This is a genomic window from Pseudomonas sp. YuFO8 (assembly GCF_035065025.1).
Classification (GTDB): Bacteria; Pseudomonadota; Gammaproteobacteria; order Pseudomonadales; family Pseudomonadaceae; genus Aquipseudomonas; species Aquipseudomonas putida_AE.
In genome coordinates this window covers 125,375-148,726 of sequence record NZ_JAXDEQ010000005.1, presented here as the reverse complement: position 1 = coordinate 148,726, position 23,352 = coordinate 125,375, and the positions used below count along the sequence as shown (strand labels likewise).

The window sequence follows — 23,352 nt, the reverse complement described above, 5'->3', positions numbered from 1 at the left end:
CCGCAAACCAATGTGGGAGCGGGCTTGCTCGCGAAGGCGGCCTCGCTTGGGGATCTGTGTCTGGGGGATTGGGAGTAACTTTGAACATAGTGAATCTCCGTCTTACGAGTTTTAGCTGCTCCCTTGGGTTCCAATCGAAGGGTGGCAGCTGTACGCAGGTTGGAACCCGGGGTAAACGGACAAAACCCGGCAGACCCGAAGGTCTCCCGCGCACAGCCGCCATAACGGAGTGCACACATTCAAGGTGCGCAAGCATACGTTATGAAAGGCGCTTTTGCGTCGTCTACACCTCGGGGTTCCAAACCCGGCCGCTGAATTGGCAGCGACACTCAAACAATAAAGATCAACGCAAAAGCGCACCAGTCAGCGGGTTCCGGCATTGCTGTAGGCAGCGATGTCTGGCGTTGTAGCCTTCCACCCCATCCGCGGACAAATGTTTAAACACAAAACCCGATCGGCTGGCGAAGACGTTCACAAGTTGAAGATTCCCAAAAAGGGACCTATCGTTCCCTTTTTGGGACTTATTGGTTGTCACTGTGCAAAACCTTTCCCTCTGCGAAGCCTTGTTCACGACCACCCAGCAAAAAGTGCTGGGCCTGCTGTTCGGCAAACCCGACCGAAGCTTCTACGCCAACGAGATCGCGCGCTGGGCTCAAGTGGGCAAAGGCAGCCTCATGCGCGAACTGGATCGCCTGCAACGGGCGGGCATACTGACGATGTCCCGCCAGGGCAACCAGACTCACTATCAAGCCAATCCCGAATGCCCGATCTATGCCGAACTTCTGGGCATCACGCGCAAAACCTTCGGTATCGCACAGCCCCTGCGCGACGCACTACAGCCCTTCGCTGATCAACTCGTCTGGGCGTTTATCTACGGGTCGATCGCCAAGGATCAGGCCAACGCATCCAGTGACATTGATCTGATGCTGATCGGGGAGGGGCTGCACTACAGTGAAGTGATGGAACGGCTCTTGCCTCTGGAAGAGCAACTGGGCCGCACCCTCAATCCGACGCTCTACACCCCCGAAGACTGGGCCGCAAAAATAAAGGCTGAAAACAGCTTCGTCGTGCGGGTAGCGCAGCAGGACAAGATCAATCTGATGGGTGAGAACCCTGTGGAGTCCAAGGATGGGCAGCAGCGAGAATCTGGAGAATCTGGTACGTAGCGGTGGGTTGAAGGTCGAGCCGCCGGAACGCAAGGAATGCGACGGCTTGATGCGTTCGGCAATCGCTCGACTGAAAGATGCACAAACTACTTCTTTGCTGGCGCAGTTGCTGGAAAGTACTGCGCAGCTTTTGATTCGGGTGCAGGAGCAGATGGGCGAACCGTGATGACCCATGGCTCAACGCTTTGGAAACTTTCCTGACCCCACCGCGGGCAAGCCCGCTCCCACAGGTATTGTGGTTGCCGCAGATGATGGGCAATACACGGACACTGAGGAGCGGCGGTGCGACGATTCGACTTGCCCGCGAAGGCGTCAGCCCTGACAACGCAACTTTTCCGGTTCATTAACCTGAGCGTAACAATCCACCACTCTGCTTGATTGATGCCCCCACCCAACGCTCCTACTGTGACCCCCACGACAGCGAACCCGTGGAGTGGTCATGACAACAACAATTTCCCCCGACTCGCGATGGACGCGGCGGCGCAGCGAGAAGCAGCGGCGTCTTGCGCAGGTGCGAGACCTGGCTGACGGTGTGGTGTTGCCCACCGACAAGATCGTGGCGGCGCTGGAGGCGTTGATAGTGCCCGGTGATCGTGTGGTGCTGGAGGGCAACAACCAGAAGCAGGCGGATTTTCTTTCCCGTTCCCTGGCCAAGGCCGACCCCGCGAAGCTGCATGACCTGCACATGATCATGCCCAGCGTCGGTCGCTCCGAGCACCTGGACCTGTTCGAACGCGGCATCGCCCGCAAGCTCGATTTCTCCTTCGCCGGCACTCAGAGCCTGCGCATCAGCCAGTTGCTGGAAGACGGCCTGCTGGAAATCGGCGCGATCCACACTTACATCGAGCTCTATGCGCGACTGGTGGTCGACCTGATTCCCAACGTGGTGCTCAGCGCCGGTTTCATGGCCGACCGCGCCGGCAACATCTATACCGGGCCCAGCACCGAAGACACCCCGGCGCTGATCGAGCCGGCCGCCTTCAGCGACGGCATCGTCATCGTCCAGGTCAACCAGTTGGTGGACGATGTCAGCGACTTGCCGCGGGTCGACATTCCCGCTTCCTGGGTCGACTTCGTGGTGGTGGCGGACAAGCCGTTCTACATCGAGCCGCTGTTCACTCGTGACCCCCGGCACATCAATCCGGTGCATGTGCTGATGGCGATGATGGCGATTCGCGGGATCTATGAAAAACACAACGTGCAGTCGCTCAACCACGGCATCGGTTTCAACACCGCCGCCATCGAGCTGATCCTGCCAACCTACGGTGAATCCCTCGGCCTCAAGGGCAAGATCTGCCGCAACTGGACGCTCAATCCGCACCCGACTTTGATCCCGGCAATTGAAAGCGGCTGGGTCGAAAGCGTGCATTGCTTCGGCACCGAACTGGGCATGGAAAACTACATCGCCGCCCGGCCGGACGTGTTCTTCACCGGGCGCGATGGCTCCCTGCGCTCCAACCGGATGTTCAGCCAACTGGCCGGGCAATACGCGGTGGACCTGTTCATCGGCGCGACCCTGCAAGTCGACGGCGATGGCCATTCTTCAACCGTGACCCGCGGTCGCCTGGCCGGTTTTGGTGGCGCGCCGAACATGGGCCACGACCCGCGCGGTCGCCGCCACGGCACGCCAGCCTGGCTCGACATGCGCCACGCCGACGCGGCCGAGCCGATGCTCGAACGCGGCAAGAAACTGGTGGTGCAAATGGTCGAGACCTTCCAGGAGGGCGGCAAACCGACCTTCGTCGAAACCCTTGACGCGGTGGAGGTGGCGAAGAAAAGCGGCATGCCGCTGGCGCCGATCATGATCTACGGCGACGACGTCACCCACCTGCTGACCGAGGAAGGCATCGCCTACCTGTACAAGGCCCGTTCGCTGGAAGAGCGCCGGGCCATGATCGCTGCGGTTGCCGGGGTGACCGCCATCGGCCTGCGCCACAACCCAAAAGATACCGTGCGCATGCGCCGCGAAGGCTTGATCGCCTTGCCCGAAGACCTCGGCATCCGCCGCACCGACGCCACCCGCGAGTTGCTTGCCGCGAAAAGCGTGGCGGACCTGGTGGAGTGGTCCGGTGGCCTCTACAACCCGCCCGCCAAGTTCAGGAGCTGGTAATGCACGCACTCAACCTGCAAGCGAAAACCCTGAGTCTGGCCGAGCGCCTGGCGGACCTTGCGGTGGACGCGCTGATCGACGAGGCGGACCTGTCGCCCAAACCAGCGCTGGTCGACCGTCGCGGCAACGGTGCCCATACCGATCTGCACCTGGGGCTGATGCACGCCTCGGCGCTGGCCTTGTGGCCGGCGTTCAAGGAAATGGCTGAAGCCGCTATTGAAATTGGCGAGGTCGGCTTGCCGCTGCGCGAAGCCATTGGCCTGATCGGGCGGGAAGGCGAACAGGCGATGCTCGCCACCACCCACGGCGTGAATACCCATCGTGGGGCGATCTGGGCATTGGGCCTGCTGGTTGCCGCGGTTGCGCTTGAGCCGCTATCCACTGCCGCCGGCTCTGTCGCCTTGCGAGCCGCACGCCTGGCCCTGCTCGATGATCGTTACGCACCGCGTCCGCTTAGCCACGGTGCCCAAGTCGCTCAACGTTACGGAGCGCGTGGTGCCCGTGAAGAAGCGCAGCTCGGTTTCCCGGCGATAACTCAACGCGCACTGCCGCAACTCAAGTGCAGCCGCGCGGCCGGCCATGGCGAACAGAACGCCCGGCTCGATGCGCTGCTGGCAATCATGACCAACCTGGCTGACACCTGCGTGCTGTACCGCGCCGGGGAAGAGGGCCTGCACGCCATGCAGCTGGGCGCCCAGGCCGTGCTCGATGCGGGTGGCAGTGCCAGCCTCGCCGGGCGTCGTCGGCTGCATGAGCTGGACCAACAATTAATCGCATTGAATGCCTCGCCCGGTGGTGCTGCCGACCTGCTCGCAGCCTGCCTGTTCATCGATCGTATCGAGTCCGGCGACGGCATCATCCACTGCCATTCATAAAGGGAAGCTTTTTGATGGAAACCTTATCCTTTGAATTTCCCGCCGGGCAGCCGCCACGCGGTCGCACCCTGGTGGGGTGTGTCGGCTCGGGCGATCTGGAAGTGCTGATCGAACCGGGTCAGGCCGGCAAGCTGACCATCACCGTGCAGACCTCGGTCAATGGCAGCGAACAACGCTGGCAGCACCTGTTCGCACGGATGTTCGACGGTCAGACCATGCCTGCGATGGACATCGATATCCACGATTTCGGTGCCACCCCAGGCGTGGTCCGCCTGCGCCTGGAGCAGGGCTTCGAGGAGATCGGCCATGACTGACAGCACAGCACTTCTGCACAAGCACAGTTTTGTTGAGCTGGGCGCGCGGCAACGGGCCAAAGCCTTGCTCGATGCCGGCACCTTTCGCGAATTGCTCGACCCGTTCCAGCGGGTCATGTCGCCATGGCTGTCGCGCCAGGGCGTGGTGCCACAGGCCGATGACGGCGTGGTCATCGCCAAAGGTACTCTGGAAGGTTTGCCGGTGGTGATCGCGGCCATCGAAGGGGCCTTCCAGGGCGGCAGCCTCGGCGAAGTCGGCGGGGCAAAAATCGCCGGCGCTCTGGAGCTGGCCGCCGAGGATAACCGCAAGGGCATCCCGACCCGCGCCGTGTTGCTGCTGGAAACCGGTGGCGTGCGTTTACAGGAAGCCAACCTCGGATTGGCTGCGATTGCCGATATTCATGCGGCGATTGTCGATTTGCGCCAGTACCAGCCAGTGGTTGGTGTAGTAGCCGGCAGCGTGGGTTGCTTCGGCGGCATGTCGATTGCCGCCGGGCTGTGCAGCTATCTGCTGGTGACCCAGGAAGCGCGACTCGGGCTGAACGGCCCACAGGTGATCGAACAGGAGGCGGGGCTCGAGGAATACGACTCGCGGGATCGCCCCTTCATCTGGAGCCTCACCGGCGGCGAGCAACGTTTTGCCACGGGGCTGGTGGATCGCTACGCCGATGACGACGTGGCGCAGATTCGCCAGCAGGTCGGCGAACTGCTAAAGCAGGGTTTGCCCGCTCAACAACGCAGCACCCAGGCCGAGCTGTTTCTGCAACGGCTGGCGCGTCTGGATGCCGAACCGCAAATCGAGCCGGCCACGGTTCGCGACCTGTATCAAGGAGAGCGCCCATGAGTGTCTATTCCCTCAGAGGCTTGAACTGGTTCAACGCCTTGGCTGCCGATGCCCGGCCAGTGGTTGGTTTGCCGGCCTCGCTGAAAGTGGCGGATGGACTTCTAGGTGATCAACCCGTGCGGTTTATCGCCGTGGTGGCCGATCCGGACAACCGATTCGTTCGCGCCCGCAACGGTGAAGTCGGTCTGCTCGAAGGCTGGGGCCTGGCCAAGGCGGTGGACGAAGTCATCGCCGCCGATCAGGACAAACCGCAAAAGCGCGCCTTGATCGCCATCGTCGACGTGCCGAGCCAGGCCTATGGTCGCCGTGAAGAGGCACTCGGCATTCATCAGGCCTTGGCCGGTGCGGCGGACAGTTATGCCCGCGCCCGTTTGGCCGGGCATGCCGTCATCGGTCTGCTGGTGGGCAAGGCCATGTCTGGTGCCTTTCTCGCCCATGGCTATCAGGCCAACCGGCTGATTGCCCTGCGCGATCCGGGCGTGATGGTGCACGCCATGGGCAAGGCCTCGGCGGCGCGGGTGACCTTGCGCAGTGTCGAAGAGCTGGAAACCCTGGCCGCCAGCGTGCCGCCGATGGCCTACGACATCGACAGCTATGCCAGCCTCGGCCTGCTCTGGGAAACCCTGGCGGTGCAGCAGATCGAACAGCCCACCGCGGCGGATCTGGCGCGGGTGAGCGAGTGCCTGGCCCAGGCGATTGATGATGTTGCGCGCAATGGCACGGATCTCAGCGGTCGCCTCGGCGCGGCCCATCGTGCGGCCTCGAGCAAGGTCCGCCAATTGCTGAGGGAGCAGTGGTGAGCGGGTTCCTGGCCCACGACCTGCTGTGGGGCATGACCCCGCAGCCGCTGCCGGTGGATGCGCCTGCCTGGGTGGTTGAGTCCATCTGCGCCGGTCAGCCCGTGGTGGTGCGCCGTGCGCTGTCGACGGCGGATCGGATTGCGGTTGGCGTGCGGGGTCGTTTGCGTGAGCAGCGTTATGGGACGTCGATGGCGATGTCGGCGATCAGCCGTCGTGTCAGCCCGGAAGAGCTGTGTCATGTCGATAGCCACCGTGACCTGCCGGCGCTTGAGGCCTTGGCTCAATTGCGCCCCGTACTCGATGCCTGTGGTTGGGTCTGGGGCGTCAGCGGCAGTGCCGGGTTCGAGTTGGCCAGCGGCTTTGCGGCCCTCCATGAGGCCAGCGATCTGGATCTTATTCTGCGCACGCCACACCCTCTGGCGCGTGATCAGGCTCGGGAGCTGGTGGCATTGCTCGATGCGACTCCGTGTGTGGTGGACATGCAGTTGCAGACCTCGTTTGGTGCGGTCGCCTTGCGTGAATGGGCGGGTTCTTCCACTCGGGTTCTGCTCAAGAATGCAACGGGAGCCCGCTTGGTGATCGACCCATGGAACCCGCAGGAGCAGGCAGCGTGAGCAGCTTGCTGGTGTTCCCGGGCCAGGGGGCGCAGCGGCCGGGCATGCTCAAGGGTTTGCCTCGGGAAACCCTGAGCGAAGCCAGCGATGTGTTGGGCGAAGACGTACGGCTGCTGGACTCTGCCCAAGCGCTGCAATCGACAAGGGCGGTGCAGCTCTGCCTGTTGATCGTCGGTGTGGCGGCTGCACGGCAGTTGTCATTGCCGACCGATTACGTCGCCGGGCTTTCCATCGGTGCCTACCCGGCCGCGGTGGTCGCCGGTGCCCTGGCGTTCAGCGATGCGCTGCATCTGGTCAGCCTGCGCGGTGAGTTGATGCAGCAGGCGTATCCACAGGGCTACGGAATGACCGCGATCATCGGCCTGGACCTGGCGGTGGTGGAGGGCTTGCTGGCCCAGGTTCACAGCGTTGAAACGCCGGTGTACCTGGCCAATATCAACGCCGATAACCAGGTGGTGATTGCCGGCAGTGACGCGGCGATGAAAGCGCTGGCCGAGCTGGCAAAAGCGCGTGGGGCAGGGATGGCCAAGCGTCTGGCGGTGAGTGTGCCGTCGCACTGCCCGCTGCTGGATGCGCCGGCGCAAACCCTCGCCGCAGCCTTCGCCAATGTGAAGCTGCAAACGCCGAAGATCGGTTACCTGAGCGGCAGTCGCGCGCGCCCGGTGATCAAGGTCGACGCCTTGCGCGACGACCTGGCCTTCAACATGTGCCGCGTGGTGGATTGGCGCGGCACGGTGCAAAGCGCTTACGAGCGCGGCGTACGTCTGCAGATCGAACTGCCGCCCGGTGCGGTGTTGACCGGGCTGGCGCGCCGGGTATTCGAACAGGGCACCGTGATCGCGTTCGACGGTGCCCGGCTCGATACCCTGCAGGCGCTGTTGCGTGAGGAGGGACTGCGCCACCCCTAGACACCCTGAGGCTTCGAACAACAAGAACAACATTCGACGATGCACTTTGAGGACGACAACAATGATTATTTACGGTGTGGCGCTGCTGGCGATCTGTACGCTGGCAGGTGTGATCATGGGTGACATGCTCGGCGTCCTGCTGGGGGTCAAATCCAACGTCGGCGGGGTCGGGATCGCGATGATCCTGTTGATCTGCGCGCGGTTGTGGATGCAAAAACGCGGCGGCATGACCAAGGATTGCGAAATGGGCGTCGGCTTCTGGGGTGCCATGTACATTCCGGTGGTGGTGGCGATGGCCGCGCAACAGAACGTAGTCACGGCCTTGCACGGCGGGCCGGTGGCGGTGCTGGCGGCGATCGGCTCGGTGGTGGTGTGCGGCTGCACCATTGCCCTGATCAGCCGGACCCACAAAGGCGAACCCTTGCCCGATGAACCGGCGGAAATTTCCCCCGTCGGCACGCCAGCAGGAGGTCGCTGATATGTGGGATCTCATCGAGAAAGGCCTGGAGCACAACGGCCTGGTCACGGCATTCGCCTTCGTCGGCGTGATCATGTGGGTGTCGGTCATCCTCTCCAAACGCCTGACCTTCGGGCGCATCCATGGCTCGGCGATCGCGATCGTCATCGGCCTGGTCCTGGCCTGGGTCGGCGGCACCATGACCGGCGGGCAAAAAGGCCTGGCGGACCTGACGCTGTTCTCCGGCATCGGCCTGATGGGCGGCGCCATGCTGCGGGACTTCGCGATTGTCGCCACGGCGTTCGAAGTGCAGGCCACCGAAGCGAAAAAGGCCGGCTTGATCGGCGTGATCGCGCTGCTGCTGGGCACGGTACTGCCGTTCATTGTCGGCGCCTGCATGGCCTGGGTATTCGGTTATCGCGATGCGGTGAGCATGACCACGATTGGCGCGGGGGCGGTGACCTACATCGTCGGGCCGGTGACCGGTGCGGCGATTGGTGCCACCTCGGATGTGATGGCGCTGTCGATTGCCACCGGGTTGATCAAGGCGATCCTGGTGATGGTCGGCACGCCGATGGCGGCGCGCTGGATGGGCCTGGATAACCCGCGTTCGGCGATGGTGTTTGGTGGGCTGGCCGGCACGGTGAGCGGTGTGACGGCGGGGCTGGCGGCGACGGATCGGCGGTTGGTACCTTATGGTGCGTTGACAGCGACATTCCACACCGGGCTTGGGTGCTTGCTGGGGCCTTCGTTGTTGTACTTCATTGTTCGGGGGATTGTTGGCTGATTTCAGATTTTGAGTTGTCTGGGCTGACGCCATCGCCAGCAGGCTGGCTCCCACACGGGGAATAGGGTTTGCACACCCACTGTGGGAGCCAGCCTGCTGGCGATGGGGGCGACTCGGTTTCAAGCCTGGCGATTGGCATACATCCGGCACTCCGCCAGCAACGCCAGCAAATTCGGATCGCGCTCCTTGGCCTTCAGGAACACCACGCCAATGTGCTGTTGCAACCGATACTTCTCCTGCAGCGCAATCAGCTTCACCCGGTTCTCATACACCGCCGCAATCCGCCCCGGCAGCAACGCATACCCGACGCCCGAGCTGACCATGCTCAGCAGGGTGAAGATGTCGTTGACCTGCATCGCTACCTTCGGCTCGAACCCCGCCTGCTCGAATACCCGCTTACCGTCCTGATGCGTGGCGAAGCCCTGGGTCAGGGTGATGAAGGTTTCGTCGCGGACCTCGGCCAGGTCGACTTCGCTGCGCTGGGCGAACCTGGAGTCGGCGGGCGTGGCGAGGAAGATGTCGTCGGAAAACAGCGGGATCTGCTCGCAATCCGGGTCGTTGATGCTCTCGTCCAGGGACACCAGGATCGCGTCGACTTCCATGTTCTTGAGCTTGTACAGCAGGTCGATATTGGAGCCCAGGATCAGGTCGATGTTGAGTTCGCTGCGGCGGATCTTCAGGCCCATGATCAGCTGCGGCACGGTCTTCACCGTCAGTGAGTACAGCGAGCCCAGCTTGAAACGTTCCGCGGAAAAGCCGGCGGCTTCGCGGGTCAGGCGCACGGTTTCCACCACATCCTGAATCAGCTTCTGCGCCCGTTCTTCGAGCACGTAGGCGCTTTCCAGCGGCGTCAGGTTACGCCCCTCGTGCTTGAACAAGGGGCAGCGCAGGGCGCTTTCAAGGGAGTGGATGGCCCGATGTACGCTAACGTTACTGGTCTGCAATTCGGCAGCGGCGCGGGCCAGGTTGCCTGTGCGCATGAAGGCCAGGAACACCTCGAGTTTTTTCAGGGTCAACTCTTCATCGATCAGCATGGGGTGGACTCTTTTTGGAATAACCCGATTGTGCACGCATGCGGGTTGAATCGCGCAATCGCGCTTTATCGATTTTCGAGGTGGGGTAAACGATGTATCACGGGGAAAGATTGAACGCCTGGACGCATCTGGTCGGGGCAGTGGCGGCGTTTGTCGGTGGTGTGTGGCTGATCGTGGTCGCCAGCCTCGACGGCAGTCCGTGGAAGATCGTCAGCATGGCGATCTACGCCTTCACCTTGCTGGTGCTGTACAGCGCATCGACCGTGTACCACAGCGTGCGCGGACGCAAGAAAGCGATCATGCAGAAGGTCGATCACTTCTCGATCTACCTGTTGATCGCCGGCAGCTACACGCCGTTCTGCCTGGTGACCCTGCGCGGGCCCTGGGGCTGGACCTTGTTCGGGATTGTCTGGGGGCTGGCGCTGATCGGCATCCTGCAGGAAATCAAGCCGAGGTCGGAAGCGCGGGTCCTGTCGATCGTGATCTATGCGGTGATGGGCTGGATCGTACTGGTGGCGGTCAAGCCGTTGCTGGCGGCACTCGGTACTACCGGGTTTGCCTGGCTGGCGTCGGGGGGAATTTTTTATACGGTGGGCATCGTCTTTTTTGCCTTGGACAGTCGACTGCGCCACGCCCACGGGATCTGGCACCTGTTTGTCATCGCCGGGAGCCTGCTGCACTTTGTGGCGATTTTCTTTTACGTCCTTTAGACCGCGTCGCGGCCATCGCCAGCAGGCTGGCTCCCACAGGAGATTTCCAGTGAACTCGAAACGGTGAACACCCAAAATTCAATGTGGGAGCCAGCCTGCTCGCGAAGGCGGACTAGAAGTCACCCCAGAGCTGCTGGGCCACTGCCAGTGCCACAACCGGCGCGGTTTCGGTGCGCAACACTCGCGGGCCGAGGCGGGCGGCATGGAAGCCGCTGGCCTTGGCCTGATCGACCTCGGCATCGGACAAACCACCCTCCGGCCCAATCAAGAACGCCAGCGTCCCGGGCTTGGCGTGGCTCACCAACGGCTCGGCCACCGGATGCAGCACCAATTTCAACTCGGCCTCAGTCTGCTTGATCCAGTCCGCCAACAGCACCGGCGGATGAATCACCGGCACCCGTGAGCGGCCGCATTGCTCGCAGGCGCTGATCGCCACCTGGCGCCAGTGCAGCAGGCGTTTGTCGGCGCGTTCGTCCTTGAGGCGTACTTCGCAGCGTTCACTGAAGATCGGGGTGATTTCAGTCACGCCCAATTCGGTGGCTTTCTGGATTGCCCAGTCCATGCGCTCGCCACGGGACAAGCCTTGGCCGAGGTGGATCTGCAAGGGCGATTCCACCTGCCCGGCGAACTGCTCGTTGATCTGGACGACCACGCGTTTTTTCCCGACCTCCACGAGTGTGCCGCGAAATTCATGGCCGGAACCGTCGAACAGTTGCAACGCATCGCCCTCGGCCATGCGCAGCACGCGACCGATGTAATGGGCCTGGGCCTCGGGCAGCTCGTGCTCGCCGGTGCTCAGGGGGGCGTCGATGAAGAAGCGGGACAGTCTCATGCGGGATCTCTGAAAAAGGGTGTGTAGCGTCTGAAGGTCGTGCCGACCTTATCGCTGGCAAGCCAGCTCCTACAGAATATGTGGTTGCGGCAAAAATGTGGGGCGACATCCGACCTGTAGGAGCTGGCTTGCCAGCGAAAGCGGCAGACCAGACACCACAGAAGATCCGGTGAAATCAATCAACCCGGATCACGGAACCCCGGATGAAAGTCCTTCGGCACCGCCACGCTGACGCTCTCGCGGGTGGCGATGTCGATCCCTTCACTGGCCACTTCGGCAAGGAAGTCGATCTGCTCCGGGGTGATTACGTAAGGCGGCAGGAAATACACCACGCTGCCCAACGGCCGCAGCAGCGCACCGCGCTCCAGCGCATGCTGGAACACCTTCAGGCCGCGGCGTTCCTGCCACGGATAAGCCTCTTTGCTCGCCTTGTCCTTGACCATCTCGATGGCCAGCACCATGCCGGTCTGGCGCACTTCGCTGACGTTCGGGTGATCGGCCAGGTGCGCGGTGGACGAGGCCATGCGCTGGGCCAGGGCCTTGTTGTTCTCGATGACGTTATCTTCTTCGAAGATATCCAGCGTCGCCAGGGCTGCCGCGCACGCCAGCGGGTTGCCGGTGTAACTGTGGGAATGCAGGAAGGCGCGCAGGGTCGGGTAGTCGTCGTAGAAGGCGCTGTAGACGTCGTCGGTGGTCAGGCACGCCGCCAGCGGCAGGTAGCCGCCGGTCAGGGCCTTGGACAGGCAGAGGAAGTCTGGACGGATGCCGGCCTGCTCACAGGCGAACATCGTCCCGGTGCGGCCGAAGCCGACGGCGATTTCGTCGTGGATCAGGTGCACGCCATAACGATCGCAGGCTTCGCGCAGCAGCTTGAGGTACACCGGGTGGTACATGCGCATGCCGCCGGCGCCCTGGATCAGCGGCTCGACGATCACGGCCGCGACCGTGTCATGGTTTTCGGCCAGGGTCTGTTCCATGGCGGCGAACATGTTGCGCGAGTGTTCTTCCCAGCTCATGCCTTCCGGGCGCAGGTAGCAATCGGGGCTTGGCACCTTGATGGTGTCGAGCAGCAGCGCCTTGTAGGTCTCGGTAAACAGCGGCACGTCGCCCACCGACATCGCCGCCATGGTTTCGCCGTGGTAGCTGTTGGTCAGGGTGACGAAGCGCTTCTTGTTCGGTTGGCCGCGGTTGAGCCAGTAGTGAAAGCTCATTTTCAGCGCGACTTCGATGCACGACGAACCGTTATCGGCGTAGAAACACCGGGTCAGGCCTTCGGGGGTCATCTTCACCAGGCGCTCGGACAGCTCGATCACCGGCTGATGGCTGAAGCCGGCGAGGATCACGTGCTCAAGTTGATCGACCTGATCCTTGATGCGCTGGTTGATGCGCGGATTGGCATGACCGAACACGTTCACCCACCAGGAGCTGACCGCATCGAGGTAGCGTTTGCCTTCGAAATCTTCCAGCCACACGCCTTCACCGCGCTTGATCGGGATCAGCGGAAGTTGTTCGTGATCTTTCATCTGGGTGCAGGGATGCCACAACACCGCGAGATCGCGTTGCATCCACTGATTATTCAGGCCCATGTTCAGTCTCCTCGAGGCGTTCCGTGACATGCGCGGACATACAATCGCGCAAGCCTATGCAATGCGTGCCTCGGGAACAACCCATTGTGTCGATTGAGCTACTTTGTATAGGGCGGTAGACGTTGCTGGCGGGCGTCTGACGGCTGACGTATCCTTCGCGGTTCTAGAGCCGCCTGGCTCGCAAAACCGCTATTTTTTCCTGAATTTCCGGAGTTCGCAGAATGTCTGTCGGTTGGCTGCGCGCCTGTGCGCTGGTGATGTTGGGGCTGTTCAGCGTGTCTGCGCTGGCAAAGGATAAGACCGCGATCGTGATCGGCGGTGGGGTCTCGGGCCTCACGGCTGCTTATGAGCTGCAGAACAAGGGCTGGCAGGTCACGCTGCTGGAAGCCAAGCCGAGCCTGGGCGGTCGCTCCGGCATGGCCACCAGCGAGTGGATCGGCAACAACAAGACCCAGCCGGTCCTGAACAAGTATGTCTCGGAATTCAAGCTGAGTACCACGCCAGCCCCTGAATTCGTGCGCACCCCGAGCTACCTGATCGACGGCGTGTATTACACCGCCGCCGACCTGGCCACCAAGGATCCAACCACGGCTGAAGCGCTCAAGCGCTACGAAAAGACCGTGGACGACCTGGCGCGCTCGATCGAAGACCCGCAAAACCCGTCGGCGAACAACACGCTGCACGCCCTGGACCAGATCAACGTGTCCAACTGGCTCGATCGCCTGACCCTGCCGGCCACTGCCCGTCAGTTGGTAAACCAGCAGATTCGTACCCGTTATGACGAGCCTTCGCGTATCTCGCTGCTGTACTTCGCCCAGCAGAGCAGCGTTTACCGTGGCGTTTCCGACCGTGACCTGCGCGCTTCGCGCCTGGTCGGCGGCAGCCCGGTGCTGGCCCAGGCCTTCGTCAAGCAGCTGAAAACCATCAAGACCAGCTCCCCGGTCTCGGCCATCATCCAGGACAAGGACGGCGTCACCGTCAAGGTCGGCAGCGTCGGCTATCAGGCTGACTACGTCGTACTGGCCGTGCCTCTGCGCGCGCTGAACAAGATCCAGATGACCCCGGCGCTGGACGCCCAGCACCTGGCGGCGATCAAGGGCACCAACTACGGCTGGCGCGACCAGATCATGCTGAAGTTCAAGACGCCGGTGTGGGAACCCAAGGCGCGCATGTCCGGTGAGATCTATAGCAACACCGGCCTCGGCATGTTGTGGATCGAACCGGCCTTGAAGGGCGGCGCCAACGTGGTGATCAACCTGTCCGGCGATAACGCACGGGTCATGCAGGCGTTCGGCGACAAGCAGATGGTCGATCAGGTGCTGATCCGCCTGCACGCGTTTTATCCACAGGCGCGCGGTTCGTTCACCGGTTATGAAATCCGCCGCTACAGCACCGACCCTTCGATGGGCGGCGCTTACCTGGCCTTCGGCCCAGGCCAGATCAGCAAGTTCTGGCGCCTGTGGGAACGCCCGATCCAGCGCGTAGCCTTTGCTGGCGAGCACACCGACACCTTGTACCCGGGCACCCTGGAAGGCGCATTGCGCACCGGTCAGCGTGCAGCCAGTCAGGTTGAAGACCTGGCGGCGGGCAAATCGTTTGAACCGAAGGCCGCTCCAGTAGCCGCTGCAGCTGCAGCCGGCGCGGTGGCGGCGAAGAAGGGCAACTTCTTCACCAACCTGTTCGGCGGCTCGGATGACGCGAAGAAGCCAGAACCGGTCAAGGCACCAGAACCTGTCGCACCGGCGCCTGCACCAGCGCCGGCACCGACCCCTGCTCCTGCTCCGGTCGAAGCGCCGAAGCCTGCGGCACCGGTGAAAGCGGAGCCTGCGAAGAAGGCCCCGGCCAAAGCGCCGGCGAAGAAAACCGAAACGAAAAAAACCTCGGCCAAGGCACCCGTGAAAAAGACTGAGCAAGCGAAGAAGCCAGCGGCGACCACGGTCACCAAGGCGCAGTAACGTTCAGGCGTAAAAAAAAGCGCGGCCCGAGGGTCGCGCTTTTTTTTTGCCTTCCGGTCAGTCCTACACGCCTCAGCGATACATCAGAGACTTCCCACAAGCGAATCAGAAGGGAATGATGGGTAGCGCTTGACCTTGAGTTCTATGCTCTTCAAAAACGGGAGAGCACATGAAAGAAGTGATAGTAATCATCCTATTGATAGCCCTTTTCGGATGTGCAAATGCCGAGCTGTTTACTGAGGAGTACAGCCGGAGATTCGGCCATGAACTGGCCTATAAATGCGATATGAATCCGTACGATCCTGACTGTTTACAGCCGCCTCCCGTGTACCACAATTAGGCAGGGCGCAGACTTCTGAGACCAAGGTTTCGTAACGTTCAGGTGTAAAAACAAACGCGGCTCAGGGCTGCGTTTTTTTCGCCTGAAAAAAACCGGGAGCCGAAATCGAATAAACCTTTTGATACAGGTGTTCTCAGGTTTGTATTCACTTTTTTTCACAATCTCGACTTTAATCTTTCCTTAACCCGTGTGTTACAGACTCTTGATCGCATTTTTCGATATTTCAAAGCGAAATTTTCCGCTTTAATTCGATAGATAAATCGATAGTCTTGGGCCAGCACTTACAGGGATCTAGGCAAATGCAGCTACGAAACTCTACTTCCCGCTACGGCTGGGTCAGCATTTTCATGCACTGGGGTGTGGCGCTGGCGGTCGTCGGATTGTTCGCGTTAGGGCTGTGGATGGTCGGGCTCGACTACTACAGCACCTGGCGCAAAGACGCGCCGGACCTGCACAAAAGCATCGGCCTGGTGTTGCTGGGTGTGATGGTGCTACGGGTGTTGTGGCGCTTCGTCAGTCCGCCGCCACCAACCTTGTCCAGCTACAGCCGCATGACGCGCCTGGGCGCCAGGTTCGGCCATGGCTTTCTGTATCTCAGTCTGTTCGCTGTGATGATTGCCGGTTACCTGATTTCCACCGCAGAAGGTGTCGGTATCCCGGTGTTTGGCTTGTTTGAAGTGCCTGCGCTGGTGTCCGGGCTACCGGACCAGGCAGATACCGCCGGTGTGATTCACCTGTACCTGGCGTGGGTGCTGGTAATTTTTTCCGGCCTCCATGCGTTGGCAGCATTGAAGCACCACTTTATCGACCGTGATGTGACCCTCAAGCGCATGCTGGGTCGCAAAGCCTGAAGTTCAACCTCGACTCCAAAGGAAAACAAAGTATGTTGAAAAAGACTCTGGCCGCTCTGGCAATCGGCTCCGCCCTGTTGTCTGCCGGTAACGCAATGGCCGCTGACTACGTGGTCGACAAGGAAGGCCAGCACGCCTTCGTTGACTTCAAGATCAGCCACCTGGGCTACAGCTTCATCACCGGTACCTTCAAGGACATCGACGGCAAGTTCAGCTTTGACGCTGCCAAGCCTGAAGACAGCAAGATCGAATTCAACGTGAACACCGCCAGTGTGTTCACCAACAACGCAGAACGTGACAAGCACATCTCCAGCAAAGACTTCCTGAACGGCAGCAAAGCCACGTTCGTTTCCACCAGCGTCAAACCTACCGGCAAGAATGCCGCTGGCAAGGACACTGCTGACGTGGCTGGCGACCTGACTATCCTCGGCGTGACCAAGCCAATCGTGGTCAAGGCCACTTTCCTGGGTGAAGGCAAGGATCCATGGGGCGGCTACCGTGCAGGCTTCGAGGGTACTTTCAGCCTGAAGCGTTCCGATTTCGGCAAGCAGAAAGACTTGGGCCCATCGTCCGATGCAGTTGAAATGTACGTGACCTTTGAAGGTGTCAAAGCGAAATAATTTTCGCGCCTGACAAAAAACGCCCGCTGCTCTCTTGAGCGCGGGCGTTTTTTATTTCGCTACACAATCCCCTTGTGGGAGCTGGCTTGCCAGCGAAGGCGTCTTTGAACGTTGCGTCGGTCTTTCGGACGCCTTCGCCGGCAAGCCGGCTCCTACAGGTTTTGTGTTCAGGCATAAAAAATGCCCCGGGCTTTTCAGCGCGGGGCATTTTTTTATTGCAGCGACAAATCAGCGATTGCGGGTCAGCAATGCCGGTTTTTCACCGCGAGGACGGCTTGGCAGTTGATCCAGCTGCTCAGGTGTCGGGAAGCGATCGGCCTTCGACTCCTTGTGCATGATCTTCGGCGCAGGACCGCGCGGGTTCTGCACGGCCGGTTCCGAACGCGGTTGATCGTCACGGGCCGGGCGGCGGTTGCGCGAGTCTTCGCGACGGGCCTGGCCATCACGTGGTGCGCCGCTGCGTGGACCGCTGCGCTTGGCTGGCGGGGTGCCGGTACTGGCGCCATCGCTGTTGCGCGGACCGTTCTGGCGGCCACCCTGTGGCTTGCCGCCACGAGGAGCGCCCGAACCGGCGGCGGTGCCTTGTGCCGGTGCACCTGGACGACGACCACGGCCCTGGGCAGGTTTCTGCTGTGGCACGTAGTCGACGCGGTTACCGAAGTTATCGATATCGTCGTCCAGGAACTCGTCCGGAGCACGATCAGCCGCGGCACGCGGCGCCTGGCTTGGCTGGCGCTGTTCGCGGGCCGGGGTGCCTTCGCGCGGCTTTTGCTGACGGGCCGGACGCTCACCGCGCTCGGCCGCCGGTTTTTCCTTGCCCTTGTCCTTGCCCTTGTCCTTGCGACCGCCACCACCGCCGCCGCCATTCGGACCATCACCGCGCGGGCCACGTGGATTGCGCGGGTTGCGCACGTCCGGACGCTCGCGTGCTTCGGGTTTCTCGGCTTCCACAGCGCTGATATCGAAGCCCATCAGGTCGCCGTCGGCGATTTTCTGCTTGGTCATGCGCTCGATGCTTTTCAGCAGTTTTTCTTCGTCCGGGGCCACCAGCGAGATCGCCTCGCCCGAACGACCGGCACGGCCGGTACGGCCGATGCGGTGCACGTAGTCTTCATCGACGTTAGGCAGTTCGAAGTTGACCACGTGTGGCAACTGGTCGATGTCCAGGCCGCGAGCCGCGATATCGGTGGCAACCAGGATGCGCACGGTACCGGCCTTGAAGTCGGCCAGGGCTTTGGTGCGCGCGTTCTGGCTCTTGTTGCCGTGGATCGCGACGGCGCTCAGGCCGTGTTTGTCCAGGTACTCGGCCAGGCGGTTGGCGCCGTGCTTGGTGCGGGTGAACACCAGGACCTGTTCCCAGGCACCGGCGGTGATCAGGTGCGCCAGCAGCGAACGCTTGTGGTTGGCCGGCAGGCGGAATACGCGCTGTTCGATGCGCTCGACCGTGGTGTTCGGCGGCGTGACTTCGATGCGTTCCGGGTTGTGCAGCAACTTGCCGGCGAGGTCGGTGATGTCCTTGGAGAAGGTCGCCGAGAACAGCAGGTTCTGGCGTTTGGCTGGCAGACGGGCCAGGACTTTCTTCACGTCATGGACAAAACCCATGTCGAGCATGCGGTCAGCTTCGTCCAGCACGAGGATTTCCACGTGGGACAGGTCGACGCTGCCTTGGCCGGCGAGGTCGAGCAGGCGGCCAGGGCAGGCCACCAGCACGTCGACGCCACGGGACATGGCCTGGACCTGCGGGTTCATGCCGACGCCACCGAAGATGCAGGCGCTGACGAACTTCAGGTCACGGGCATAGACCTTGAAGCTTTCGTGCACTTGCGCGGCGAGTTCGCGAGTAGGGGTCAGGACCAGTACGCGCGGTTGGCGCGGGCCGTGACGCTGGGATTTGTCCGGGTGACCGTTGGGGAACAACCGCTCCAGGATCGGAAGGGCGAAACCGCCGGTTTTACCAGTACCTGTCTGTGCCGCGACCATCAGGTCGCGACCTTGCAACACGGCGGGAATGGCCCGCTGTTGCACCGGAGTAGGCTCGGTATAGCCCGCTGCCTCGATGGCGCGGACTAAAGCCTCGGAGAGACCGAGGGAAGCAAAGGACATGAGTAATCCTGTTCTAAGTTAGGGCTTGGCCCAATGGGAGTCTTGCCTGGCGCGAATGGCGTTTATGGGGAACGCAATCCCGTCCGGTCCTGCTTCGGTCACGAAGGCTCGTCTGGAGCGCTCGCGCGGGCTGAAAAGCTGCGCTGTAGCGGGGTCGAGATGCCTTGAACGGTTCCGAGCGTCCGGGCGTGAGCCTGGCGGGAAGGCCGGAGTATAACAGAGCAATCACTGCGCGCCGCTTTCCTGCTGCTCAACGGTTTTTTCCGTGTTGGCCGTGGTTCGTGCGGGGTTGACGATAATGGCCGGGGCGGCGCCATAGCGCGCGCTGAGTTCGGCGTAGGCCGGTTCGCGCTTGAAGCGTTTGAGTTCGGCGCCGAAGCGCTGCACCAGCAGGTCCATGCCGGCATTGCGGCGCACTGCCAGAAACTGGCTCTGCTGACTGATGATCGTGGGGTTTTCGGTGATCTTGTTACGGATGTTCAGTTCGTCGAGCAGGTGCTGGCCGACCCGGCGGTCGGTGATCAGCAGGTCGATCCGCCCGCGCACCAGCTTGCCGAAGTTCGCTTCATGGCTGGGGGCCGGTTCCCGGGTGAACAGCGTCGAGTCCCGAAAGTCCTGGCTGTACAGGTAGCCGGGAGAGATGCCGATGGTCAGGCCGCGCAGTTCTTCCAGAGTGCGAAACGGGTGGGGCCGGGCATTGGCGTAGAACATCACGAACTGGACTTCCGAGAGCGGTTCGCTGGGGTAGAGCAGGGTCGCATCGCGCTCTTCGCTGTGGAAAATGTCCAGTGCACCGTCCGCCTGGCCGGTTTCGAGCATCGACAGGCAGCGTTTCCAGGGCAGGAATTGCCATTCCACTTCGATGCCCAGGCGCTTGAAGACGATGGCGGTGGTTTCGTAGTCCAGCCCCAGGGCCTTGCCGTTTTCCTCGTACACGTAAGGTGCCCAGGGTTCGGTGACAATGCGCAATTTCTCGCCCCTAGCGGCAAAGCTAAGGCAAGTGATAACGAGCAGGGCGATTAACTGCGTGATCAAAGGCATGGGCTTGAGATTACGACGAGAAACGCGAAAGAGCCAGAAACTGGCAGCAGATGCTCTAACTCCGTGGATTGCCGCACAATAAAAGTGCGTGAAAGCAAAAGATCGCAGCCTTCGGCAGCGCCTACAGGGATTACACATTTCCCCTGTAGGCGCTGTCGAAGGCTGCGATCTTTTGATCTTGCCTTGATGCTTAACGCGGCAACTTCAGGTTGTTCCACACCGCAAGGCTCGCTTCAGCCTGGTTCAGCGTGTAGAAGTGCAGCCCTGGCGCGCCGCCCTGGAGCAGGCGTTCGCACATTTCGGTGATGACTTGCTCGCCGAAACGCTGAATGCTCTGGGTATCGTCGCCGTAGGCTTCCAGTTGCTTGCGGATCCAGCGCGGGATTTCCGCACCGCAGGCATCGGAGAAGCGGGCCAGCTTGCTGTAGTTGGTGATCGGCATGATCCCCGGCACGATCGGAATGTTCACACCCTTGGCCCGCACACGCTCGACAAAGTAGAAGTAGCTGTCGGCGTTGAAGAAATACTGGGTGATCGCACTGTCGGCGCCAGCGTTGGCCTTGCGCACGAAGTTGTCGATATCGTCTTCGAAGTTGCGTGCCTGCGGATGCATTTCCGGGTAGGCGGCGACTTCGATGTGGAAATGATCGCCGGTTTCTTCACGAATGAATTCAACCAGGTCGTTGGCGTGGCGCATTTCGCCGCTGGCCATGCCCATGCCCGAAGGCAGGTCACCGCGCAACGCGACGATGCGCTGGATGCCGGCGGCCTTGTACTGGCTCAGCAAGCCGCGCAGGTCGGCCTTGCTGTCGCCGACGCAGGACAGGTGCGGTGCGGCCGGGACTTTGACTTCGCTTTCGAGCTGCAACACGGTGTTGAGCGTACGATCACGGGTCGAACCGCCGGCGCCGTAGGTGCAGGAGAAGAAATCGGGGTTGTACGTGGCCAGCTGACGGGCAGTGGCGAGCAGCTTTTCATGCCCAGCGTCGGTCTTGGTAGGGAAGAACTCGAAGCTGTAGCGACGATCTTGGGACATGGTCATATCCTTGGAAACACGTAAGCCTGGAAGACGTGCACATCCCCATGTGGGAGCGGGCTTGCTCGCGAAAGCGGTGGGTCAGACAACATTTATGTTGAATGATGATCCGCCTTCGCGAGCAAGCCCGCTCCCACAAGGGAGAGCAGGCTGCAGATCCGATCAGTAGCGGTAAGCGTGCGGCTTGAATGGACCTTCGACGGTCACGCCGATGTAGTCGGCCTGGGTCTTGGTCAGTTGAGTCACGACGCCGCCGAAACCGCGGACCATTTCCAGGGCCACTTCTTCGTCGAGTTTCTTCGGCAGTACTTCAACGGTCAGGCGCTCGGCTTTCTGGGCTGGCGACAGGTCGGCGTACTTCTGGCCGAACAGAAAGATCTGCGCCAGTACCTGGTTGGCGAACGAACCGTCCATGATGCGGCTTGGGTGGCCAGTGGCGTTGCCCAGGTTAACCAGACGGCCTTCAGCCAGCAGGATCAGGTAGTCGTCGTTCTGCGGGTCGAAATCGCCAGCGCCGGTACGGTGGATCTTGTGAACCTGCGGCTTCACTTCTTCCCATGCCCAGTTCTTGCGCATGAAAGCGGTGTCGATTTCGTTGTCGAAGTGGCCGATGTTGCAGACAACAGCACGCTTCTTCAGGGCTTTGAGCATGTTCGCGTCGCAAACATTGACGTTACCGGTGGTGGTCACGATCAGGTCGATCTTGCCCAGCAGCGCTTTGTCGATGCTGTCTTCGGTACCGGTGTTGATACCGTCGATGAACGGCGAAACCAGCTCGAAACCGTCCATGCAGGCTTGCATGGCGCAGATCGGGTCGACTTCGGAGACTTTAACGATCATGCCTTCCTGACGCAGGGACTGGGCCGAGCCCTTGCCCACGTCACCGTAGCCGATGACCAGCGCTTGCTTGCCGGACAGCAGGTGGTCGGTACCACGCTTGATGGCATCGTTCAGGCTGTGACGGCAGCCGTACTTGTTGTCGTTCTTGCTCTTGGTCACCGAGTCGTTGACGTTGATGGCCGGGATCTTCAGCTCGCCCTTGGCCAGCATGTCCAGCAGGCGGTGCACGCCGGTGGTGGTTTCTTCGGTCACGCCGTGAACGCGGTCCAGTACCTGTGGGTACTTCTTGTGCAGCAGCTCGGTCAGGTCGCCGCCGTCGTCGAGGATCATGTTGGCGTCCCATGGCTGGCCATCCTTGAGGATGGTCTGCTCCAGGCACCACTCGTACTCTTGCTCGGTTTCACCTTTCCAGGCGAAAACCGGGATGCCGGCAGCGGCGATGGACGCAGCAGCCTGGTCCTGAGTCGAGAAAATGTTGCAGGACGACCAGCGTACTTCGGCACCCAGGGCAACCAGGGTTTCGATCAGCACGGCGGTCTGAATGGTCATGTGGATGCAGCCGAGGATCTTCGCGCCCTTGAGCGGTTGCTCTTCGGAGTACTTGCGACGCAGACCCATCAAGGCCGGCATTTCCGATTCGGCGATGATGGTTTCGCGACGGCCCCAGGCAGCCAGGGACATGTCGGCGACTTTGTAATCGTTAAAATCTGCAGGCGTGATAACAGCGCTCATGAAGAGCCTCCATTCGTAATGTATGCGAATGGGCGCCGTTGTGCGTTTAGTGTCTGGCTGATGACAGCCAAGCAACGCCCCATCCGAGCCTGACAGGTTGAACCTGCTGCAGCGCCCCTCGGACAGGTGGCGGGAAAACGGTAGCAAGTGAAGATTACCGTTTTGAAACGGGGGCGATTATAGCGGGCTATGCTGATCTTCCAAAGGGTTTCTGTTGGTCAATGTCCGAACGGTAATCGAGACCATAGTCGATGCTCAATAGAGCTCTGGCTCGGGGTCTGCCAAGATAGTGCCCATCATTCGGCAAGACGCTCAGGAGTGAACATGAATTTCCACACCCGCAAATGGGTTAAACCCGAAGACCTCAACCCCAACGGCACGCTGTTCGGCGGCAGCCTGCTGCGTTGGCTCGACGAAGAAGCGGCGATCTACGCGATCGTCCAGCTGGGCAACCAGCGCGTGGTCACCAAGTACATTTCCGAAATCAACTTCGTCAGCGCCTCGCGCCAGGGCGACATCATCGAGCTGGGTATCACCGCTACCGAGTTCGGTCGCACCTCGATCACCCTCAAGTGCGAAGTGCGCAACAAGATCACCCGCAAAAGCATCCTGACGGTGGAGAAGATCGTTTTCGTCAACCTGGGCGAAGACGGGTTGCCGGCGCCACACGGCCGCACCGAGATCAAATACGTCAAAGACCAGTTCAAGGATGAAGGCGCCGTCGAATAATTTGAGGATGACGAACGGAATCTGAACCGCGCGGGTCGTAACTACATCGCAGCCAGCGGTTCAGGAGT

Annotated in this window: 23 protein-coding genes and 1 riboswitch; of the genes, 16 read left to right on the top strand and 7 right to left on the bottom strand. The window is 61.3% G+C overall.

Annotated features, from left to right (window positions below; genetic code table 11):
- Positions 1–536: 536 nt before the first annotated feature.
- The 11 genes from SOP95_RS06780 to madM all read left to right on the top strand — a co-directional run bounded on the left by SOP95_RS06780 (position 537) and on the right by madM (position 8,875).
- Positions 537–1,166, top strand: a complete 630-nt coding sequence (locus SOP95_RS06780) for a transcriptional regulator (RefSeq protein ID WP_323606611.1) — start codon at positions 537–539, stop codon at positions 1,164–1,166.
- Positions 1,129–1,332 (top strand): hypothetical protein, encoded by a 204-nt coding sequence (locus tag SOP95_RS06775; RefSeq protein WP_323606610.1) that lies wholly within the window; start codon positions 1,129–1,131, stop codon positions 1,330–1,332. Before SOP95_RS06780 ends, SOP95_RS06775 begins: the two co-directional genes overlap by 38 nt.
- Before the next feature lie 273 nt (positions 1,333–1,605).
- A complete protein-coding gene (gene mdcA, locus SOP95_RS06770) occupies positions 1,606–3,276 on the top strand; it encodes a malonate decarboxylase subunit alpha (protein WP_323606609.1) in 1,671 nt (556 codons plus the stop codon).
- Positions 3,276–4,151, top strand: coding sequence for a triphosphoribosyl-dephospho-CoA synthase (locus SOP95_RS06765; protein WP_323606608.1), 876 nt, complete (start codon positions 3,276–3,278; stop codon positions 4,149–4,151). Before mdcA ends, SOP95_RS06765 begins: the two co-directional genes overlap by 1 nt.
- Positions 4,152–4,165: 14 nt before the next feature.
- Entirely contained in the window at positions 4,166–4,465 is a 300-nt protein-coding gene (locus SOP95_RS06760; RefSeq protein WP_323606607.1) for a malonate decarboxylase subunit delta, read from the top strand.
- Entirely contained in the window at positions 4,458–5,309 is an 852-nt protein-coding gene (locus SOP95_RS06755) for a biotin-independent malonate decarboxylase subunit beta (protein WP_323606606.1), read from the top strand. The genes SOP95_RS06760 and SOP95_RS06755 overlap by 8 nt, the downstream gene beginning before the upstream one ends.
- Positions 5,306–6,109 carry a biotin-independent malonate decarboxylase subunit gamma gene (gene mdcE / locus SOP95_RS06750; protein ID WP_323606605.1) on the top strand — a complete coding sequence of 268 codons (804 nt, stop codon included), beginning with the start codon at positions 5,306–5,308 and terminating at the stop codon, positions 6,107–6,109. The genes SOP95_RS06755 and mdcE overlap by 4 nt, the downstream gene beginning before the upstream one ends.
- Positions 6,103–6,723: a malonate decarboxylase holo-ACP synthase gene (locus SOP95_RS06745; RefSeq protein ID WP_323606604.1), complete on the top strand. Its 621-nt coding sequence runs from the start codon at positions 6,103–6,105 to the stop codon at positions 6,721–6,723. Before mdcE ends, SOP95_RS06745 begins: the two co-directional genes overlap by 7 nt.
- Positions 6,720–7,631, top strand: coding sequence for a malonate decarboxylase subunit epsilon (gene mdcH, locus SOP95_RS06740; protein ID WP_323606603.1), 912 nt, complete (start codon positions 6,720–6,722; stop codon positions 7,629–7,631). Before SOP95_RS06745 ends, mdcH begins: the two co-directional genes overlap by 4 nt.
- A gap of 61 nt (positions 7,632–7,692) precedes the next feature.
- Complete coding sequence (gene madL, locus SOP95_RS06735; RefSeq protein ID WP_323606602.1) at positions 7,693–8,109, top strand: malonate transporter subunit MadL; 417 nt, start codon at positions 7,693–7,695, stop codon at positions 8,107–8,109.
- A 1-nt stretch (position 8,110) separates the two neighbouring features.
- The gene (madM, locus tag SOP95_RS06730) at positions 8,111–8,875 is read left to right on the top strand and encodes a malonate transporter subunit MadM (protein WP_020797401.1); all 765 of its coding nucleotides are present in this window, start codon (positions 8,111–8,113) and stop codon (positions 8,873–8,875) included.
- 119 nt (positions 8,876–8,994) lie between these two features.
- Here the strand turns inward: madM and SOP95_RS06725 are convergent, their stop codons facing one another.
- Entirely contained in the window at positions 8,995–9,909 is a 915-nt protein-coding gene (locus tag SOP95_RS06725) for a LysR family transcriptional regulator (protein WP_323606601.1), read from the bottom strand.
- Positions 9,910–10,001: 92 nt separating this feature from the next.
- On the opposite strand from SOP95_RS06725, the gene trhA reads away from it, so the two are divergent.
- A complete protein-coding gene (trhA, locus tag SOP95_RS06720) occupies positions 10,002–10,619 on the top strand; it encodes a PAQR family membrane homeostasis protein TrhA (RefSeq protein ID WP_274075625.1) in 618 nt (205 codons plus the stop codon).
- Between the two features lie 112 nt (positions 10,620–10,731).
- Here trhA and SOP95_RS06715 read toward each other — a convergent pair whose 3' ends face one another.
- On the bottom strand, positions 10,732–11,451 hold the full coding sequence (locus SOP95_RS06715; RefSeq protein WP_323606600.1) for a 16S rRNA (uracil(1498)-N(3))-methyltransferase: 720 nt from the start codon (positions 11,449–11,451) through the stop codon (positions 10,732–10,734).
- Between the two features lie 179 nt (positions 11,452–11,630).
- Entirely contained in the window at positions 11,631–13,037 is a 1,407-nt protein-coding gene (locus tag SOP95_RS06710) for an adenosylmethionine--8-amino-7-oxononanoate transaminase (RefSeq protein ID WP_323606599.1), read from the bottom strand.
- 221 nt (positions 13,038–13,258) lie between these two features.
- Between SOP95_RS06710 and SOP95_RS06705 the strand changes: the two genes are divergently transcribed.
- The 3 genes from SOP95_RS06705 (at position 13,259) to SOP95_RS06695 (ending at position 16,803) form a co-directional block, all read left to right on the top strand.
- Positions 13,259–14,992 (top strand): flavin monoamine oxidase family protein, encoded by a 1,734-nt coding sequence (locus SOP95_RS06705; protein ID WP_274075622.1) that lies wholly within the window; start codon positions 13,259–13,261, stop codon positions 14,990–14,992.
- A gap of 639 nt (positions 14,993–15,631) precedes the next feature.
- Positions 15,632–16,183, top strand: coding sequence for a cytochrome b (locus SOP95_RS06700; protein WP_274075621.1), 552 nt, complete (start codon positions 15,632–15,634; stop codon positions 16,181–16,183).
- Between the two features lie 32 nt (positions 16,184–16,215).
- A complete protein-coding gene (locus SOP95_RS06695; RefSeq protein WP_154947410.1) occupies positions 16,216–16,803 on the top strand; it encodes a YceI family protein in 588 nt (195 codons plus the stop codon).
- Positions 16,804–17,031: 228 nt separating this feature from the next.
- Here the strand turns inward: SOP95_RS06695 and SOP95_RS06690 are convergent, their stop codons facing one another.
- The 4 genes from SOP95_RS06690 to ahcY form a co-directional block, all read right to left on the bottom strand.
- Complete coding sequence (locus SOP95_RS06690; RefSeq protein WP_274075620.1) at positions 17,032–18,906, bottom strand: DEAD/DEAH box helicase; 1,875 nt, start codon at positions 18,904–18,906, stop codon at positions 17,032–17,034.
- Positions 18,907–19,131: 225 nt separating this feature from the next.
- Positions 19,132–19,947 carry a substrate-binding periplasmic protein gene (locus SOP95_RS06685; RefSeq protein WP_323606598.1) on the bottom strand — a complete coding sequence of 272 codons (816 nt, stop codon included), beginning with the start codon at positions 19,945–19,947 and terminating at the stop codon, positions 19,132–19,134.
- 190 nt (positions 19,948–20,137) lie between these two features.
- Positions 20,138–20,983 carry a methylenetetrahydrofolate reductase [NAD(P)H] gene (gene metF / locus SOP95_RS06680; protein WP_274075618.1) on the bottom strand — a complete coding sequence of 282 codons (846 nt, stop codon included), beginning with the start codon at positions 20,981–20,983 and terminating at the stop codon, positions 20,138–20,140.
- Positions 20,984–21,145: 162 nt separating this feature from the next.
- Positions 21,146–22,555 carry an adenosylhomocysteinase gene (gene ahcY / locus SOP95_RS06675; RefSeq protein ID WP_274075617.1) on the bottom strand — a complete coding sequence of 470 codons (1,410 nt, stop codon included), beginning with the start codon at positions 22,553–22,555 and terminating at the stop codon, positions 21,146–21,148.
- Positions 22,556–22,578: 23 nt separating this feature from the next.
- Positions 22,579–22,681: riboswitch (S-adenosyl-L-homocysteine riboswitch) on the bottom strand.
- A 198-nt stretch (positions 22,682–22,879) separates the two neighbouring features.
- Here ahcY and SOP95_RS06670 point away from each other — a divergent pair.
- Positions 22,880–23,284 carry an acyl-CoA thioesterase gene (locus SOP95_RS06670; RefSeq protein WP_008057039.1) on the top strand — a complete coding sequence of 135 codons (405 nt, stop codon included), beginning with the start codon at positions 22,880–22,882 and terminating at the stop codon, positions 23,282–23,284.
- Positions 23,285–23,352 lie beyond the last annotated feature (68 nt).